This window comes from Streptomyces sp. CNT360, from assembly GCF_000424785.1.
Map to the genome: position 1 here is coordinate 85,181 of NZ_KE384246.1, position 15,883 is coordinate 101,063.

Annotated in this window: 8 protein-coding genes; 5 read left to right on the forward strand and 3 right to left on the reverse strand. The window is 73.3% G+C overall.

Annotated features, from left to right (window positions below; genetic code table 11):
• Positions 1 to 2: 2 nt before the first annotated feature.
• The 3 genes from H297_RS39480 (at position 3) to H297_RS0131135 (ending at position 4,749) form a co-directional block, all read left to right on the forward strand.
• Positions 3 to 2,156 carry a protein kinase domain-containing protein gene (locus tag H297_RS39480; protein WP_051352328.1) on the forward strand — a complete coding sequence of 718 codons (2,154 nt, stop codon included), beginning with the start codon at positions 3 to 5 and terminating at the stop codon, positions 2,154 to 2,156.
• Positions 2,157 to 2,236: 80 nt separating this feature from the next.
• The gene (locus tag H297_RS0131130) at positions 2,237 to 4,312 is read left to right on the forward strand and encodes a serine/threonine-protein kinase (RefSeq protein WP_027740233.1); all 2,076 of its coding nucleotides are present in this window, start codon (positions 2,237 to 2,239) and stop codon (positions 4,310 to 4,312) included.
• A gap of 170 nt (positions 4,313 to 4,482) precedes the next feature.
• Positions 4,483 to 4,749 (forward strand): WXG100 family type VII secretion target, encoded by a 267-nt coding sequence (locus H297_RS0131135; RefSeq protein ID WP_037795805.1) that lies wholly within the window; start codon positions 4,483 to 4,485, stop codon positions 4,747 to 4,749.
• A 112-nt stretch (positions 4,750 to 4,861) separates the two neighbouring features.
• Here H297_RS0131135 and H297_RS0131140 read toward each other — a convergent pair whose 3' ends face one another.
• Positions 4,862 to 9,250 (reverse strand): FtsK/SpoIIIE domain-containing protein, encoded by a 4,389-nt coding sequence (locus H297_RS0131140; RefSeq protein WP_027740235.1) that lies wholly within the window; start codon positions 9,248 to 9,250, stop codon positions 4,862 to 4,864.
• Between the two features lie 253 nt (positions 9,251 to 9,503).
• Here H297_RS0131140 and H297_RS0131145 point away from each other — a divergent pair, with 253 nt between their 5' ends.
• Together H297_RS0131145 and H297_RS0131150 are read left to right on the forward strand one after the other, a co-directional pair.
• On the forward strand, positions 9,504 to 9,818 hold the full coding sequence (locus tag H297_RS0131145) for a hypothetical protein (RefSeq protein WP_027740236.1): 315 nt from the start codon (positions 9,504 to 9,506) through the stop codon (positions 9,816 to 9,818).
• A gap of 106 nt (positions 9,819 to 9,924) precedes the next feature.
• A complete protein-coding gene (locus tag H297_RS0131150; protein WP_027740237.1) occupies positions 9,925 to 11,904 on the forward strand; it encodes a hypothetical protein in 1,980 nt (659 codons plus the stop codon).
• Here the strand turns inward: H297_RS0131150 and H297_RS39485 are convergent.
• Positions 11,901 to 13,415 (reverse strand): protein kinase domain-containing protein, encoded by a 1,515-nt coding sequence (locus tag H297_RS39485; protein ID WP_051352329.1) that lies wholly within the window; start codon positions 13,413 to 13,415, stop codon positions 11,901 to 11,903. The two genes, H297_RS0131150 and H297_RS39485, sit on opposite strands and share 4 nt — an antisense overlap.
• Complete coding sequence (locus tag H297_RS39490; RefSeq protein ID WP_486589744.1) at positions 13,412 to 15,853, reverse strand: transglutaminase TgpA family protein; 2,442 nt, start codon at positions 15,851 to 15,853, stop codon at positions 13,412 to 13,414. The genes H297_RS39485 and H297_RS39490 overlap by 4 nt, the downstream gene beginning before the upstream one ends.
• Positions 15,854 to 15,883: the final 30 nt, after the last annotated feature.

A 15,883-nucleotide genomic window follows, 5' to 3' on the forward strand; every position in this document is an offset into this window, starting at 1 on the left:
CCGTGGCCTCCTACCCGCTCGAACACGACGATCCGCAACGCCTGGGCGGCTATCGGCTCCTCGCGAGACTCGGCAGCGGCGGCATGGGCTCCGTCTACCTCGGCCGGTCACCGCGCGGGCGCACGGTGGCGCTCAAGACGATGTACCCGGGCCTCGCCGCTCAGCCGGAGTTCCGCACCCGGTTCCAACTGGAGGTCGACGCCGCCCGGGTGATGGGCGCACACCACGGGGCCGAGGTCGTGGACGCGGACCCGCTGGCGGAGACGCCGTGGATGGCGACCGAGTACGTGCTCGGACCTCCGCTGGACGTCGTCGTGACGCTGTGCGGCACGCTGCCCGAGAACGCGGTGCGGGGCCTCGGCGCGCGGCTCTGCGCCGCCCTGGCGCAGCTCCACGCCTCCGATGTCGTGCACCGCGACCTGAAGCCCTCGAACATCCTGCTGTCCGCCACCGGCCCCAAGGTCATCGACTTCGGTATCGCACGGGCGGCCGGTGACGACCGGCTCACCCGCACGGGCGCCGCGGCAGGTACCCCCGCTTTCATGTCCCCGGAGCAGGCGACCGGTCGCGAACACACCCCGGCCGGTGACGTCTTCGCCCTGGCGGGAGTGCTCGTCTTCGCCAGCACGGGGCGCGGGCCGTTCGGTACGGGGCAGGCGGCCGACCTGCTCTACCGCGTCCGGTACGGCGAACCGGACCTCTCCCAGGTACCGGACGGACTCGTGGACGACCTGGCGCGGTGCCTGTCCAAGAATCCCGACGAGCGCCCCACGACGCCGGACCTCGCCGACCGACTCGGCGGAGACGGGGAGGAGTTCGCGGATCTGCTGCCCGACACGGTGCATCAGGAGATCCTGCGGCGTTCCGAGCTGGTCTGGGAAGCCCCGCCGCCCCGCCTGGCCGCCCCGACGGGCGAGCCCGGCGGGCGGACGACGGCCTCGGAACGCCGCGCGCCGGCACGCCGACGCGTCCTGGCTCTGGGAGGCGCCGGGCTCGCGGTGGCCGCTACCGGGGCCGGCGCCTGGCTGATGACACGCCCCGGAAGCACCCCGAGGGCAGGCACTCCCGCTCCGCCGTCGAAGACGGCTGCCGCAGCCGGCCCGACACCCGTGTGGCAGGCCCCGTTCGACGACGGCGGTACCGACATCGCGCTGGCCGGGGACCACGTGGCCGTTGCCGCGGAGGGCAACCTCGTCACGATCGACTCGAAGGGGAACAGCAGCAGGAAGAGGGAGGTGCTGAACACCGACGGTGCCGTCTCGGACGGCGACCACCTGTTCATGGCCCCCGAAGAGGATGCCGTCTACCGCATCGACCCGAAGACGGGCAAGAACGCCGACCGCATAGCCGCCGCGAAGGACATGAAACTGCGGGAAACCTTCGGCGTCACCGTTCGCGCCGCCTACCAGGGCGTGGTCGCGGTGGAGGGGAAGCCGGAAGGGAGCGCGAAAAGCGACACGGGCACCCACTACCTGGGCGTCGAGGTCAAGACGGGGAAGATCCTGTGGCGTCGCGCTGTGAGGGACCCGGAGCGGACGAGCATTCTGGCGGCGACCGACGGCAAGCTCATCCTCTTCCGCCTGGGGGACCTGTGGGCGCTCGACGTCACGACGGGCGAAGTGGCCTGGTCCCGAACGTTCCTGAAGAACATGGAGCAGGGCTGGTCGTCGATCTGCGTGGACGGGAAGGGCCACCTGTACCTGGGCCTGCGCGAGATCGTCGCGCTGCGCACATCGGACGGCAGGACGGTGTGGCGCTTCGGCAAGGACAGGAAACTCCCCCGCAGACCTCCCGGGGTCGAGGTGTGGACCTACGGCATGCCGGCCTACCGGGACGGTTCCCTCTACACCTGGGAGCCCGGAGGCACCGTCGTGGCGCTGGACGCCGGGAGCGGCCACCTTCGCTGGGAGGCGAAGGACATGTTCCCGACCGCTCAGAGTCCCTCTTTCCCCGCTCCCGTCGCCGGGGACAGGTACGTGTACTTTCCCGCCGAGGACTCCCGTGTGCTCACCGCCGTCGACCGGAAGAAGCGCCAGGTCGCGTGGGTCACCACCGCGTGGAAGAGGGAAGAGCTGGTGGACATGGCCCCCCATCGGGGCTCGCACCAACTCGTCGTCGCCACCTCCAAGCGGGTGTTCGCGCTCCCCATGAAGTGACCCCCGTCGCGCCGCCGTCCGCGACGACGGACCGCACAGCACGTCCGCAACCGCCCCGTCACCCCACCAGGAGCAGCCCCATGAACCCCCTCGGCGTCGGCGACCCCCTTCGTCTCGGGCCCTACCGCCTGGTGGGCGTGCTGGGCAGCGGCGGCATGGGCAAGGTGTACCTGGGGCGGGACGGGCGGGGCAGGCCGGCCGCGCTGAAGATGCTCCGCCCCGAGCTGGCACACGACCCCATGATGGCGCAGCGCTTCGTGCGGGAGGCCCAGGCCGCGAGTGCGGTGCGCAGCAAGGGGGTCGCCCGGGTGCTGGAGGCGCAGACGGAGGGGGGACGCCCGTGGATCGCCAGTGAGTTCCTGGCCGGCCCCACACTGCACGAGGCGGTGGAGCGGTACGGCCGGTTCGACGAGCCGGCCGTCCGCGCACTCGGCGCCATGCTGGGCCGTACCCTCCACGAGATCCACGCCTGCGGCCTCGTGCACCGGGACCTCAAGCCCGCCAACATCGTGCTGACGTCACGCGGTCCGCGCGTCATCGACTTCGGTATCGCACGGCCCGAGCACGGACTGACCCTCACCACCACGGGGCAGGTGCCCGTCACCCCGGGCTACGGGCCGCCCGAGCAGGTACTCGGCGAGCGGGTCGGCCCGGCCGCGGACGTCTTCGCGCTGGGAGCGGTCCTCACCTTCGCGGCGACGGGGGAGCGGGCGTTCCCGGGTGAGCACGTGGCGGCCGTGCAGTACGAGGTGGTGCACGGACGGCCACGGCTGGAGGCGTTGCCGAGCGGGCTGCCGGCGCTGATCGAGCCCTGTCTGGACAAGCAGGCGGCCCGGCGGCCTGGGCCGGAGGAGGTGGCCCGGGTGGCGGCGCCGCCCCGGGGAGCGGACGGCGCCTGGCGGCGTGGTCCGCTCGCTGACCGGATCGCCGAACGCGAGCGGGCCGCCGCCCGCATGACGGCGCTCCCCGCCGCGGGGGACACCGACCCTGCCGCCGGCGCCTCCCGGCGGCGTGTACTGACGGCGCTCGCGGGAGGGGCCGTCCTGGTCGCCGGCGGCGGAGGCGGCGCCTGGTACCTGCTGAACCGTGACGACGAGGACGGCAGCCACCAGTGGGACGCCGAACCGCTGGGCACCTACGAGGCGGGCAAGGCGCCCGCACCGCTGTGGGGCCCCTTCGACGTGGCCCGCGAGGAGGCCCCCGCGCCGGTGACGCTGCGGAACGTGGTGGTGGTCGCCGCGCAGGGCGGGGGGCTGCACGGCTACGACGTGCGCAGCGGAGGACGCAGGTGGAAGGCCGCGATCTCCCTGGGCGACGGGCCGCTGCTGGTCGCTCCCGGGGCGGACGGGGACGAAGGAGCCGTCCTTGTCGGTGCCGGACCCACGGGCGAGGTCTTCGGCCTCGGCGCCGACGGCAGGGGCCGCTGGACCGCCTCCGCCGGCGCGGCCGTCCTGCTTGCGGCCGACAGCAAGGCGGTCTACCTGGTGACGAGGAACAACAGGCTCCGTGCCGTCAGTCTCAGCACGCACAAACCGCTGTGGACCGCGAAACTGCCCGTCGACTCCACGGCCGAACACCCGGCGCGAGCGGCCGTCGCCGGGAACCGCATGGTCGTCCACGGGGCCGACGGCAACGTCGCCGGGGTCGAGGTGGCCGGTGGCAGAACCGTGTGGGGACCGCGGCGGCAGAGTTTTGCGGGAGCCGCGCTCGTGCCCGCCGTGGACGGGCGCGCCGACGGTGTGGTCTACCTGGGAGGCCGCCGCCTGACGGCCCTCTCCACCGCGGACGGTTCGCAGAAGTGGACGCAGCCGGCAGCCGAGGGCGCCGGCTGGAGCTCCCCGGCGCTGCACGGCAAGGGACTGTACGCCGCGAACGCGGGTGATCTGGAGGCCCGCGCCGTCGCCGACGGGCAAGCGGTCTGGACGGTGACCGTCGCCGGTGAACGCGTCACCGAGCCGCCGACGGTCCAGAGGAACACTGCCTGGGTGCCCATGGACGACACCGGCACCGAGGGCATCACCGCCGTGGACACCCGCAAAGGCGCCGAGGCCTGGACCTGGGTCCAAGGCGCCAGCGGGCCCTGGCAGTCCACCGGCGCAGGCAACCGTGTCTTCCTGCTGCAGGGCGGCGCCCTGACCGCCATGCCGGTCGTCTGAACCCGTCCGCGGCGGGAGGGACTGCCGGGGCGCGACTGTTCCGTGAGGGCCCCGACTGCCTGCGGTCACCCCCCTGTTGAGGGGCTGTGACACGAACGGGGCCCGGGGGAAGGTGATGTGCGTTACCGTGCTGCGAGACGTGTCGAACCGGACAACGGGGAGGGTTTCCTATGGGAATGAACGGTGCCGACCTGGCACGGCTGCGTGAGCTGGCGGGGAAGTTCGACGGTGACGCGAACCAGCTCCAGGGCCTGATCACCAGCCTGCAGTCGGCCTGCAACGACAGCGGTGGCTACTGGACCGGCGGCAAGGCGCAGCAGTTCCGTACCGAGTGGGAGGGTCTCAAGCCGACCTTCGACCGCTTCGTCGAGACGCTCCGCGACGCCGGGCGCGCCGCGCGGACCAACGCGGACAACATCGACCACGCCACCAACTGACGTGCCCGCGTCGGCGACGCGGATGCGGAGCTGACGCACCTTCCGTCACCAGCGGCGGGCCGCACCCACACCGGGAGCGGCCCGCCGCTGGTGTGTCAGCGGCAGGTTGCCGTCAGATGTCGGTGACCGCCTGGACGGGCATCATGTCGCCGTTGAGCACCAGCAGCCCGCGCCCCGCCACTCCGGGAGCGGCGGCGCGGGGGAGGCGGATGGTGAACAGTTCTCCCTCGGCGTTGTTCTGCGGCGACAGCAGCAGGCCGCTGCGTGCCCGGCGGGCCTCCTTCACGAAGCCGCGGTACTGCGAGGTGAGGGAGTCCGTGGTGCCGGCGGCCACCAGCCCGTGGCCGCCGTCGACACCGCTGCGGACGACGGCCTCCAGGACGGAGTCCAGCGGTGTGTCGTACGCCAGCTCGGCATCGTCGACGACGACCGCGTACCGTCCGCCGTCCGCCGCCTGGTCGACCAGCTCCTGCAGCGCGGCCGGGTCGCCCGTCTCGCGGACCGCTCCGACGACGCCCGGTTCCGCCTCCAGGTCGCGCAGCGGGGAGCGCTTGGGAGTGACGAGGACGAGCGGTACCCCGGAGCGCAGCAGGGACCGGGCCGCCGCGCACACGGTCGTGGAGCGGCCGGACTTGGGCGGGCCGGCGATGACGAAACCGGGGCCGTGCTGGGACAGGTCGGGGCCGATGGGGGCGAGCTCGTCACCGCCGACGCCCACCAGCGCCCACAGCGGACCCGGCGGGGCGAAGTCCGGGTCGAGCGCCAGGGCCTCTGCCGTGGTGATGCGGCCCGGGAGAGCGTCCACCCGCATCGGGCGCAGGGCGCGCGGCGGACGGCCGTGCAAGGAGACGGCCCGCTCGGCGACGCGGTGGACGGCACCCACCTGGGCCTGGCCCGAGGGATCGGCGTCCAGCAGGGCGATCTGGCTCTCCAGCACCCCGTCGTCGCCGGGACGCAGGGTACGCCCCGGCGGCAGGTGCGAGGGCACGTCGCGTGGGGTCATGCCGGCCGTGGTGTAGTCGTTGGGGTCGGCCAGACGCAGGATGAGCCGGTCGCCGAAGGCCGAGGAGACGGTGCCCGCCAGACCGCTGCGCCCCGCGGTCATCACCACCCGCAGCCCCACGGAGGGCCCTTCGCGGAAGAGCTGTGTCATGCCGTCGATGAGCTTGCCGTAGTCGTAGGACTCGAAGGTGGCTGTGTAGCTCTCCCAGCTGTCGAGCAGCAGCACCATCCACGGCAGCCGCTCCTCGGGGGAGGCCGCGGTGGCCCGCTGTTCGGCGACGTTCGCGGTACCCGCCCGGGCGAGGATCTGCTGGCGGCGGGTGATCTCGGCCTGCATCCTGCCCAGCAGCCGGGTGAGCCGGTCGGCCTGGTCGCGGGTGGCGATGGCGCCGCAGTGCGGCAGTGCGGACAGCGGGGCCAGCGCGTTGGAGCCGCAGTCGACGCCGTACAGGTGGACGTCGGCGGGGGAGGCCACGTCGGCGAGGGAGGCGGCGACGGTCCGCAGCGCCGTCGAGCGGCCCGAGCGGGGCCCGCCGACCAGCAGCAGATGATCCCCGTCCACCAGGTCGAGCGTCAGCGGCTCGCGGGCCTGCCGTGCCGGCACGTCGGTGATCCCGAAGACGGCGGGCGGCACGTCGCCCGGGCGGCTCGTTGCCGGGCGCGGCACGTCGGCGACCGTCACCAGGTCCGCCAGCGGCGCCAGCCAGGGCCGGTAGGGCGCGGCGAAGCGCATCGCGGCGGCGCTCTCGGTCACCGCTTCGACCAGCAGCGCGAGGTCCGTCAGCGGGTCGTCGTCGCCCTGCCCCGCCGAGCGGGGCCGGGCAGGCGCGGGGTGGCCCAGGTTCGCCCACTCCACCGGCGCGGCCCACGGCTCGACGGTGTGCGCGGCGACCGTCTGCGGCCTGCGTCCGCCGACCCGGCCGGACTGGAACGGCAGCAACGACGAGGCTCCCAGCCGCACCAGGGCGCGGCCCGGGGTGCTCTTGGAGATGTACGCCGAGTCGGGGGCGTCGATGACGTCCTGGCTCTCGGCGTTGTCGGTCACCCGCAGTGCGATGCGCAGGTTGGTGTTGGCGCGGATCTCCGGCGAGACGACGCCGCTGGGCCGCTGGGTGGCCAGGATGAGGTGGATGCCCAGGGAGCGGCCGCGCTGCGCGATGTTGACCAGGCCGGTGACGAAGTCCGGCAGCTCCCTGGCCATGGAGGCGAACTCGTCGACGACGATCAGCAGGCGGGGCAGCGGCGCCAGGGACGCGTCCCGCCGGGTGGCCAGTTCGTAGGCCTCCAGGTCCTTGGCGCCGACCGCCTCCAGGATGCGCTCGCGGCGGCGCAGCTCCGCGCTGAGCGAGACCAGGGCCCGCTCCACCAGGTGGGAGTCCAGGTCGGTCACCATGCCCACGGTGTGGGGCAGTTTCTCGCAGTCCTTGAAGGCGGCGCCGCCCTTGTAGTCGACGAGTACGAAGTTCATCGCGTCCGGCCGGTTGGCCACCGCCAGCGACGCCACCACCGTCTGGAGCAGCTCCGACTTGCCGGATCCTGTGGTGCCCGCGACCAGCCCGTGCGGCCCGTCCCGCACCAGGTCGATGGTGAACGGGCCGTCGAACGAGACGCCGACCACCGCCCCCGTCGACCGGCCGCCCGCCACCCAGTGTGCCGTGACGGCCTGCGCCGACGGCGGCTCCAGATCCAGCAGGTCCAGCAGCCGGCAGGTGTCCGGCAGCGCGCCGGCCTCCTTCTCGCTCACGTCCCGGATCGGCGCCATCGCGCGGGCCACCGTCTCGCACCAGGCGGGCTCCACGCAGTCGGGACGTACGGACTGCACGGGGCGCTCGCCGAACTGCGAGACCTGCAACAGGCCGAAGTGGTCCTCCTCCACCAGCGCCCGGCACTCCTCGGGCAGCAGCCCCCGGTCCGCGTCCAGGCACACCAGGTGGATGCCGAAACGCGGGCCCTCGCGCAGGAGCTGGGTGAGTCCGGGCAGCGCGCGCAGCTTGCGGGACCCGTCGAGGACGACGAGGGACGTGGGGCCCCGCCACTGGCTGCTGTCGGCCGGCGGACGCTCACCCGCGGCTTCCTGGCGGGCCGCCAGCAGGGCCAGCAGTTCGCTGATCCGCCGGGCGACGCTCTCCATGTCGGTGCCCAGCAGTGCCACCGCGCTGTGCCCCGCGCGGCCCCGCGCGTGCGGCAGCCAGCGCACCCACTCCCACGCCTCGCGGCCGGACGGGTCGGTCAGGACGCAGATGCTCAGATCAGCCGGACTGTGCAGCACCGCCGCCTGCGCGACGAGCCAGCGCCCGATCGCACGAGGCAGCTCGCCGCGGCCCGCCACACCGAGGATGCCGTGCGTGCGCAGCGGCACCGGAACGGGCACGTCCGATAGCACGCGCGGCTCGGAGCGGCGGTGCTCCTGCTGGTTGGGGTCGCTCACCTCCACCTCGGAGGGCAACGCACCGGTGCCGACGCGGAGCACGCCGACGTCGTCGTCCTCCGCCCGCCGCTCCCACAGCCGCTGGCCGGGACCGGTGGCAGTCACGTACAGCTCGGCCGGGTCGGGACAGGCCATCCTGCGCGCCGCCGTCTCCTCGGCCATCGCCTTGCGCGCCTGGTACTCGATGGAGACGGTGTGCTGCTCGTACTCGCGGCGTTTGCGGCGGTGCGTGCTGCGGCCCTGCCGCCGGTCGTAGAAGTGGTTGGCGACGAGTGTGACGGGCGTGAGCACCGCCATGATCAGATAGATCGCGCTGCCCAGCAGCACCACCATGGCGATCGCCGCCAGCAGCGGCGCCAGCGCCACGGCCCAGGGCATGGGCCGGGCCTCCGACTGGGTGGGACGCGGCGGCAGTTGGAACTGCGTCTTGCGGGCCGCCGGCCTGATCCGCGGTGGCCGGTTGTAGTCCAGCCCGGTGCCGTCCTGGGAGGGCTTGAGCGCGGTGTCGGGGAAGGCGGGCTCGCGCAGCTCGAACAGCGAGTGCCCGGCAGCGACCACGCCGCGGCGCCGCCAGACCCTGGGCTGCTCCAACGCGGTGCCGTCCATCGTGACCTTGCTGCCGAAGGCCGGAGTGACCGTCACGGCGCCGTCGAGCGCCACGTCGATCTCGAACGCGGAACTGGGGAGCGCGCCGTCCTGCGGCCGTACCCACGCCTCGGCCCCGCTGCCGACGACGGCGACGCCGGGCCCCAGCCGGTGGACCCGCCCCGCATCGGGCCCGCCCACGACCCGTACCTCCACCGTGCCCTGCGCCTGCGGTGGCGGCCCGGCCCCGGGCGCCCCGAGGGAGAGAGTCGCCCCGTCCCGCACCGGTGAGTCCGCCAGGGGCAGCGCCGGGTCCAGGAGGTAGCCGCCCACATGCAGGGCGGGCACACCGCCGCCGGGCCCGCCGCCCAACTGCCGGGCGAGTTCCTGGGCGACCGAGCCGACGGCGGCCTCGGGCTCCGCGTCCACCAGCAGGTCCGCGCGTCGTCCGCCCACGGCGTCGACGGCGGTGAGCCGCAGTTCCATGTCAGGTCCCCCGGTCGGCCGGCATCCAGTGCATCCCCAGGCTCGCGGGGCCGTGCACCGATGCGCTCTGCACTGCGTAGCAATCATGCAACAGCGCGACCGGTCGGGACAGTTCGTCCTAGGATCGGAAGGGCAGGCGGGTCGGCAGCACCGGAGGACCGGCGGGCGTCGTGGCGCCCCGTCGAGGAACCAGGGCACGAGGACGCACGGCACGTGACGAGGAACCGTCACGCGGAACGGGGGACCGGGGACGATGGGCGAGCACGGCGACGCCGGCAAGAAGATGGTGGACAGTCCGCTGCATGCGGACCTGGAGGAGCTGCGCCGCAGCGTGGCCTCCCAGCACGACCACATCGCCACCACCCTGGACCGGGCAGCGCGGGACATGGGGGGCGGCGGGGTCTGGGAGGGACCGGTGGCGCAGATCTTCGAGTCGGAGGTCGACGGGCGCAAGCGCGAGGTGCACCGGCTGGCCGACGAGATCGTGGAAGCCGTCGACGCGGTGCTGCGGCGCACCCCGAAACAGGTGACACTCGCCCAGGCCCAGGCCTACCGCCATATGCGGTGACCGAGACGGCCGCCGGCCGGCCGTGGGCCGGGCCGTGGACCGGCCGCATCGCGCAGGCCGTACCGAACAAGCCGCACCGAGCAGGTCGAACGAGGGGGAGACGGCGATGAGTACTCCGCCGCCAGGGGGCGGTCCGGGATCGGGGACGTTCAGCGGGATCGACCCGGGGCGGCTCAAGGGCCTGATCGATTCCCTGGGCGACGCCGCGCGCATCCTCAAGAGCGCGAACGGCTGGAACGGCCGGTTCGCCGAGCACGGTGTGGACACCGGCGGCCTGACCCGCCTGGTGGGCGTCGGCAACTGGGCCGAGAGGCAGCTTCCCACCCTCAAACGCCGGTTCGACCTGGCTGCCGCCTACGAGCGCAACCACCCGGAACCGGGCCGCAAGATGGTGCGCATCCCGGACAACTTCCGTTCCCTCCAGGAGGCGCAGCGCCTCGGGAGGGAGCTGGCCGGCCGGATGAACCGCGTCAACCGCACCGACCAGGGGGGCGCACAGGAGATCCACCGCATCGCCGGTGAACTGGAGCGCTACCAGGACGACCCCGAGCTCATGGCGGCGTTCTACGCGTCGGTGAACCCCAACTGGCTGTCCACGCTGCCCTCGTACATGACGCAGTCGGGCAGCACCACCGCGGGCGGGGACCTCAAGATCTTCAGCCGGGCCCTGGGCACGGCCACCAGCGCCAAGTACCTCGCCACCCCCGGCTTCGACAAGGTGAACCAGGCGATGCTCCGCCCCTCGGAGCACCCCTCGGACGCCTGGAGCCGCCTCGCACTGATGCAGTACGGGCACTTCCCGACCGAATACCTCAAGACGGCCGCGAAGAACCTCGCACTCGACCAGTTCGACAAGGAGCCCGACGGCAGGGACTGGCGCGGCGGCAACGGGTTCGACGCCACGAAGTACGGGCTCTCCGACGACAACCTGGCACTCGCGCTCAACCTGCTCGGCAAGGACGGCGCCGCGGCCCGGCAGGTGCTGGGCGGCATGCAGCACGGAGACATCAAGAAGACCTACGACCTCTTCCTCGACTACGCCAAGGGCTACGGCACCGGGGACCAGGTCGCCGCCGGGCTGGGCAAGGCCGTCGAGGCAGGGTCGGGGGTGGGTTCCGAGAAGCCCGGCCACCACAGCCTGGAAGCCTCGCGGTTCGCTTTCGACGCCTTGACCCACCTGGGCAGCAAGGGCAAGGACATCCCCTGGTCGATGAAGGTCTCCATGGGGAATCTGGGAGCTTCCTACATCCACGAGCTGACCAGTGGCGCCCGGGACGACATCGAGCAGGGGCGTTCGTCGAGTATGAGCAGGCCGGCCATGTGGGACGACGTGGCAGGAATCAACCCCGCTTTCTACCTCAGCCGAAACGATGTCGACAACTTCATGCGGACGTTCGCGGGCAGCCGGCCGGCGATCGATGCGTTCGACAGGGGTGCCGGGCAGTTCAGCGACCATGTGCTCACCCATGCGGCGAAAACCGACTCCGGTGCTGTGCGCGCGGGGCAGGACGATCCCGAGGAGCTGGAACACGCCGCTGCGGCGCTCGGCCAACTGGCCGCGGCAGAGTACAGGGCGCAGCGCGATGCCGGAAGAGACATGGACAAGCAGGCCGCGGCCGTCAGGGGCGTCATGAAGGACGTGTTCACCCTCGGGCTCGGAGAAGTCCCGATCGCCTCGAAGGCAGGAGAATACGCGTGGAAGGGCGCTCTGTTCGGCCTCGGCAAGCTGACGGGTGCGTGGGCGCAGGGGAACAATCCGAACGAGAAGCGAGCGGACCAGGAGTTCGACAACTTCCAGCTTCTTCAGCAGTTCCGCATCACGAAATACCTGTACGACGCCGGTTACCCGGTGTCTTCGCCGCCTCCCGAGGAGCTCCTGAACCCGGACGGCACCATCAAGTCTTTCGAGCAGCTTCGCCAGGACGCGCAACAAGAAGGCGGTAGGGACGCCGGTGCCGCCTTCCGGAAGAAGCTCAATGCGCTGGCCACCTGGTCGGACAGCACCAGGGATCCGAACACGCACAACGGCTTCGACTGGAAGGCCTATCAAGCCGGCAAAAACCTCGGCGACACGGACCCCCACTAACCCACCGGCTCGCCCGACTCGTTGCGGTCGCACGCCGGTTCCGCCGAAGCCAGGCCCACACTGCCCTTGGCGGTCTGCACCAGTGAGGTCACCACATAGCAGGAGCCGGGTTTCACGGGTGGAGAGGAGAAGACGACACTCGGCTCGTCCGCGCCGGTGTTCTTCACCTTCACCGTCTCACCGTCGGCGGACTGCGCCGTGATGGCGTACCCGTAGACGGGCTGCGGCTTCTTCGGCTTGTCCCACACGACCTGGACCTGCCGCCCGACGCGGGTGACCTTCACCTCCTGGGCCTGGAAGTCGGGAACCTGCCCCTTGGGCAGCGGGTGCGCCGATGCGGCGGGCTTCCTGGCCGGCCGGTCCTTGGCCTCGGGCCCCTCGTCACCGGCGTTCCGCACCAGGAACAGCGCCAGCCCGGCGCCGGCCACCAGCAGCAGTGCTCCGCATGCGGCCAGGATCCGGTTGCGGGTGCGGCGACGCCGGGCGAGCGCCTCGGGTGAGTCGGGGTCGTCGTCCACGACCGGTGGGGGCTCGGTCAGCGCGTCGTCGGCCGGATCCCAGCCGGGCAGCGGCACCTCGGGTTCGGCCTCCGGTTGCAGGTCCGGAACCCGCCCGGCACAGGAGACGGGCAACAGCGTCCGCAGGGCGCGGTGCACCTCCGTCAGCGGCGGCCGCCCCTCCGCGTGCGGCGCCGTCATCCGGTGCAGCAACGTGACCAGTGGCTCGGGCACGTCACCGCGGGGCAACCGGGGGAGGCCGCCCGCCAGCACCGCCGTGTAGGTGGCCGCCCCGCCCTCTGCCAGGGCACCCGCACGCGGTGGCTCACCCGCCAGCAGCGCGTACAGGGTCATGCCCAGCGCGTACACGTCGGCTGCGGGCCCGGGTGCCTCCCAGCCGAACAACTCACGCGCCGCGTACGCCGGATCGAAGACCGCCCCCGCGGGCGGCACCGCGCGTTGCAGCACCCGGCCGAGCGCGTGCCCGGTCAGGAGGGCGGCGCCCTCCGCGTCGTACAGGACGGTTCCCGGGCGCACGTCCAGGTGCAGCACCCCGCGCCGGTGCGCGGAGTGCAGGGCCAGAGCCAGCCGCACACCGAGCACCAGGACGTCCTCCACCGGCAACGGGCCCGAGGCGGTCAGCCTGTCCTGCGCGGAGCCGCCCGCACAGTACTCGGCGACCACGTACAGCTGACCGGCATCGGTGCACCCGGCGTCCAGGACGGTGACGGCACACGGGTGCCGCGCCGCGGCGCCGGCCGCGAGCAGCTCGGAGTGCGCGGCCAGTCGGCGTGCCGGATCCTCCACGGCCGGTGGCAGCACGGTGACGGCCACCTCGCGGCCGCTCGGCGCCTCCCGGCACAGCACCACCGTCCCGCGCGGGCCCGCGTGCAGGACGCGCTGCGGCTGACAGCCCTCGGGCAGCACGGGGACGGGGGCGGAGGCAGGGGCCGGGACGGAGAAGGGGCCGCCACCAGCCTTAGCGACCGGCCCCCAGCTCGACTTCGCGTTCACTGGCCTGCTCCTGATCCGTCGGGGCGTCCGGTCACGCCGGTCCGGCCGGCCGCTGCCGACAGCCCCGGAGCGCTTCCCAGGGCGCGCAGTCGGCTGTGCCGCAGTACCGCACGGGGGCGCAGCGCCCGCCTGACCCGCTCGCGCCGCGGCACGGTCAGTGCCACGATCCGCTCGACCGCATCGACGTGCCGCCAGGCGGCGTCCGCGGCGGCGTCGTCCGGGACCCGGCCGCCGTACCCGACCTCGTTGACGAGGCGGGCCAGCGCGGGGAGTTGTTCGCTGCCCCGGCCGCCGACCCGCTCCACCCCGAACGCCGCCACCTCGGTGGCGGTGTGCGCCGCTGTGGCGGGCAGCCCGATCTCGGTGAGCCGGTCGACGATCTGCTGCCACGCCCCCAGGACCCGCCGGCCCGGGTCGGGGGCGCCGCGTCGCCGCCGACGGGTGCGGTAAGGAGCCCAGGCCGCGTATCCGCAGTAGGCCCCGGCCAGCAGCAGCACGGCCAGGGGGGCGAGCACCCATGCGGGCAGGCCGCTGTCCGCGGAGGGCGCGGACCGGTCGGCGTGCTTGTCCTTCTCGTCCGGCTGCTCAGGCGGCACGGAGGGCCGGGGCCGTTCGGCTATGTCCCGGTCGGTCTTCTCCCGCTCCTTGGGCTGCCCCGCGGGCGGCACCGAGGAGCCTTCCTGGGAGGCATGCCCCGGCGTGGGATAGAACGGCACCCAGCCGACACCCCGGAACCGCACCTCCGGCCAGGCCAGCGCGTCCTGCCCGGTCACCTGGGTGGCGCCTGTCCGGCCGCCGCCCTGCCCGGTGCCACCGTCGGACCGGAAACCGACCGCGACCCGGGCCGGCAGCCCCAGCGTGCGCGCCATGACGGCGAACGAGGCGGCGAACTGCTCCGAGGTGCCGTGCTTGCCCGTCGTCAGGAAGAACTCCAGGTTGCGGTAGGCGTGCCCGGGCACCGACTTGGGGTCGAACCGGTAGTGCTCGCGCAACCAGTTGGCGAGCTTGTACGCCTGCTGGTACGGGTAGCTGCTGCCCGCCGTGGCGGTCGCCGCCAGCTTCTGGAACGTCTCCAGAGCCTTGATCGGCTTGCCGGCCGCATCGGTACGGGGCAGCGACTTGTAGGCACCCCCGTCCGTCACGGCCGCGTACTGCAGGCGCTTCGCGTCGTACACCGGCGCCTGCGAGACCGCCGTGTACGACAGCCCCCGGTTGACGCGGGTGCCGGTGGCGCCGCCCTCGCCCGCGGCCACCACACCGCTGGCCGGGTCCACCGTGAGCCGCTCCGCCCGAGCACCGCCGCCGCCCCCACCGGTGACCGTCACCGAGGTGGGACGGTCGGCCGCGGGCAGCCAGATGCCGGACAGGTCCTCGATGGTGACCCGCTGCTCGATCCGCTGGTGACGACCGGGACCGGCCTCCCGCGCGGGCGGCACGCGCCCGCCCGAGCGGGCCAGTTCGGCACCGGAGGTCCACTTCACGCCGTCGTAGCGGTCCAGCACGGCGAGCCGCCAGTTGTGACCCGCCGTCGTCCGTGCGGTGAACAGCCGCGTCTCCGGGTGCTGGAGCCAGGCGGCCACCTGGTCCAGCGGGCTGGTGGACTGCGGGTGCACGGTGGGCGGCCGTACCTCCTCCCGCAGGTCGTAGGGCTCGCGTCCGGACATCCCCGGCAGCTTCGGCCCGAGCAGCGAAGCCGCCAGCGCCAGCACCGCCACCACCGGCAGCCCCGTGCTCAGCATGCGCACCGTGCCGCGCCCGGCGGTCCGCGACCGCAGCAGCACCAGCAGCGCCCCGCACGCCACCATGCACGCGGCCGGGAGCGTGTTCGAGCCGGGCCCTGCCACCCCGAGCAGCAGCGGGAAGCCGAACGCCAGGACAGGCGGCAGCGCCGGCAGCAGCGGCCCCCGGGTGCGCAGCGCCAACTCCGTGGCCGCGAGCGAGGCCGCCCACACCACGGCGTGCGGCAGTACCAGGAAGTCCCGCCCCGCGGGGGAGGGGAGGATCGTGGTGAGAATCGCGTGCGGCGAGTCCAGCAGCGCTGCCCACACCTCGGCCACCGCCTTGCCCGTCGGCAGCCCGCCCGCCGCATCCCGGAACAGCGTCCCGCACACCGCCACCAGCCACAGCACGACGCTCAGCACCAGCGACGGCCACAGCGGCGCCGTACGCCCCTTGCGGCCCTGCCCCAGATACAGGCCCGTCGCCACCGCCATGGGCACCAGCACCGCCACCGCCAGCACCGGCAGCAGCGGGCCCGTACCGAAGACCCGGTGGAAGCCCAGCCCGGAGCCGGCCGTCAGCCCGGCGACGGGCAGCAACGACCACAGTCGGTGGCTCAGCGTCAGCCGAGGACGCGCGGACGGCGCCGCGACGACCCGGCCGCCCGCACCGTCTCCGTCCTGGCTGCCGCCTGCGGACGGCGCGCCCGGGTCCGGCAACGGGCCTGGAAGGCCGCCCGCGGCAGCGCC

Bases quoted from the DNA above. Each gene is read 5' to 3' on its own strand.
- H297_RS0131130 (WP_027740233.1), top strand. From the start codon at position 2,237: ATGAACCCCCTCGGCGTCGGCGACCCCCTTCGTCTCGGGCCCTACCGC.
- H297_RS0131135 (WP_037795805.1), top strand. From the start codon at position 4,483: ATGGGAATGAACGGTGCCGACCTGGCACGGCTGCGTGAGCTGGCGGGG.
- H297_RS0131140 (WP_027740235.1), bottom strand. From the start codon at position 9,250: ATGGAACTGCGGCTCACCGCCGTCGACGCCGTGGGCGGACGACGCGCG.
- H297_RS0131145 (WP_027740236.1), top strand. From the start codon at position 9,504: ATGGGCGAGCACGGCGACGCCGGCAAGAAGATGGTGGACAGTCCGCTG.
- H297_RS0131150 (WP_027740237.1), top strand. From the start codon at position 9,925: ATGAGTACTCCGCCGCCAGGGGGCGGTCCGGGATCGGGGACGTTCAGC.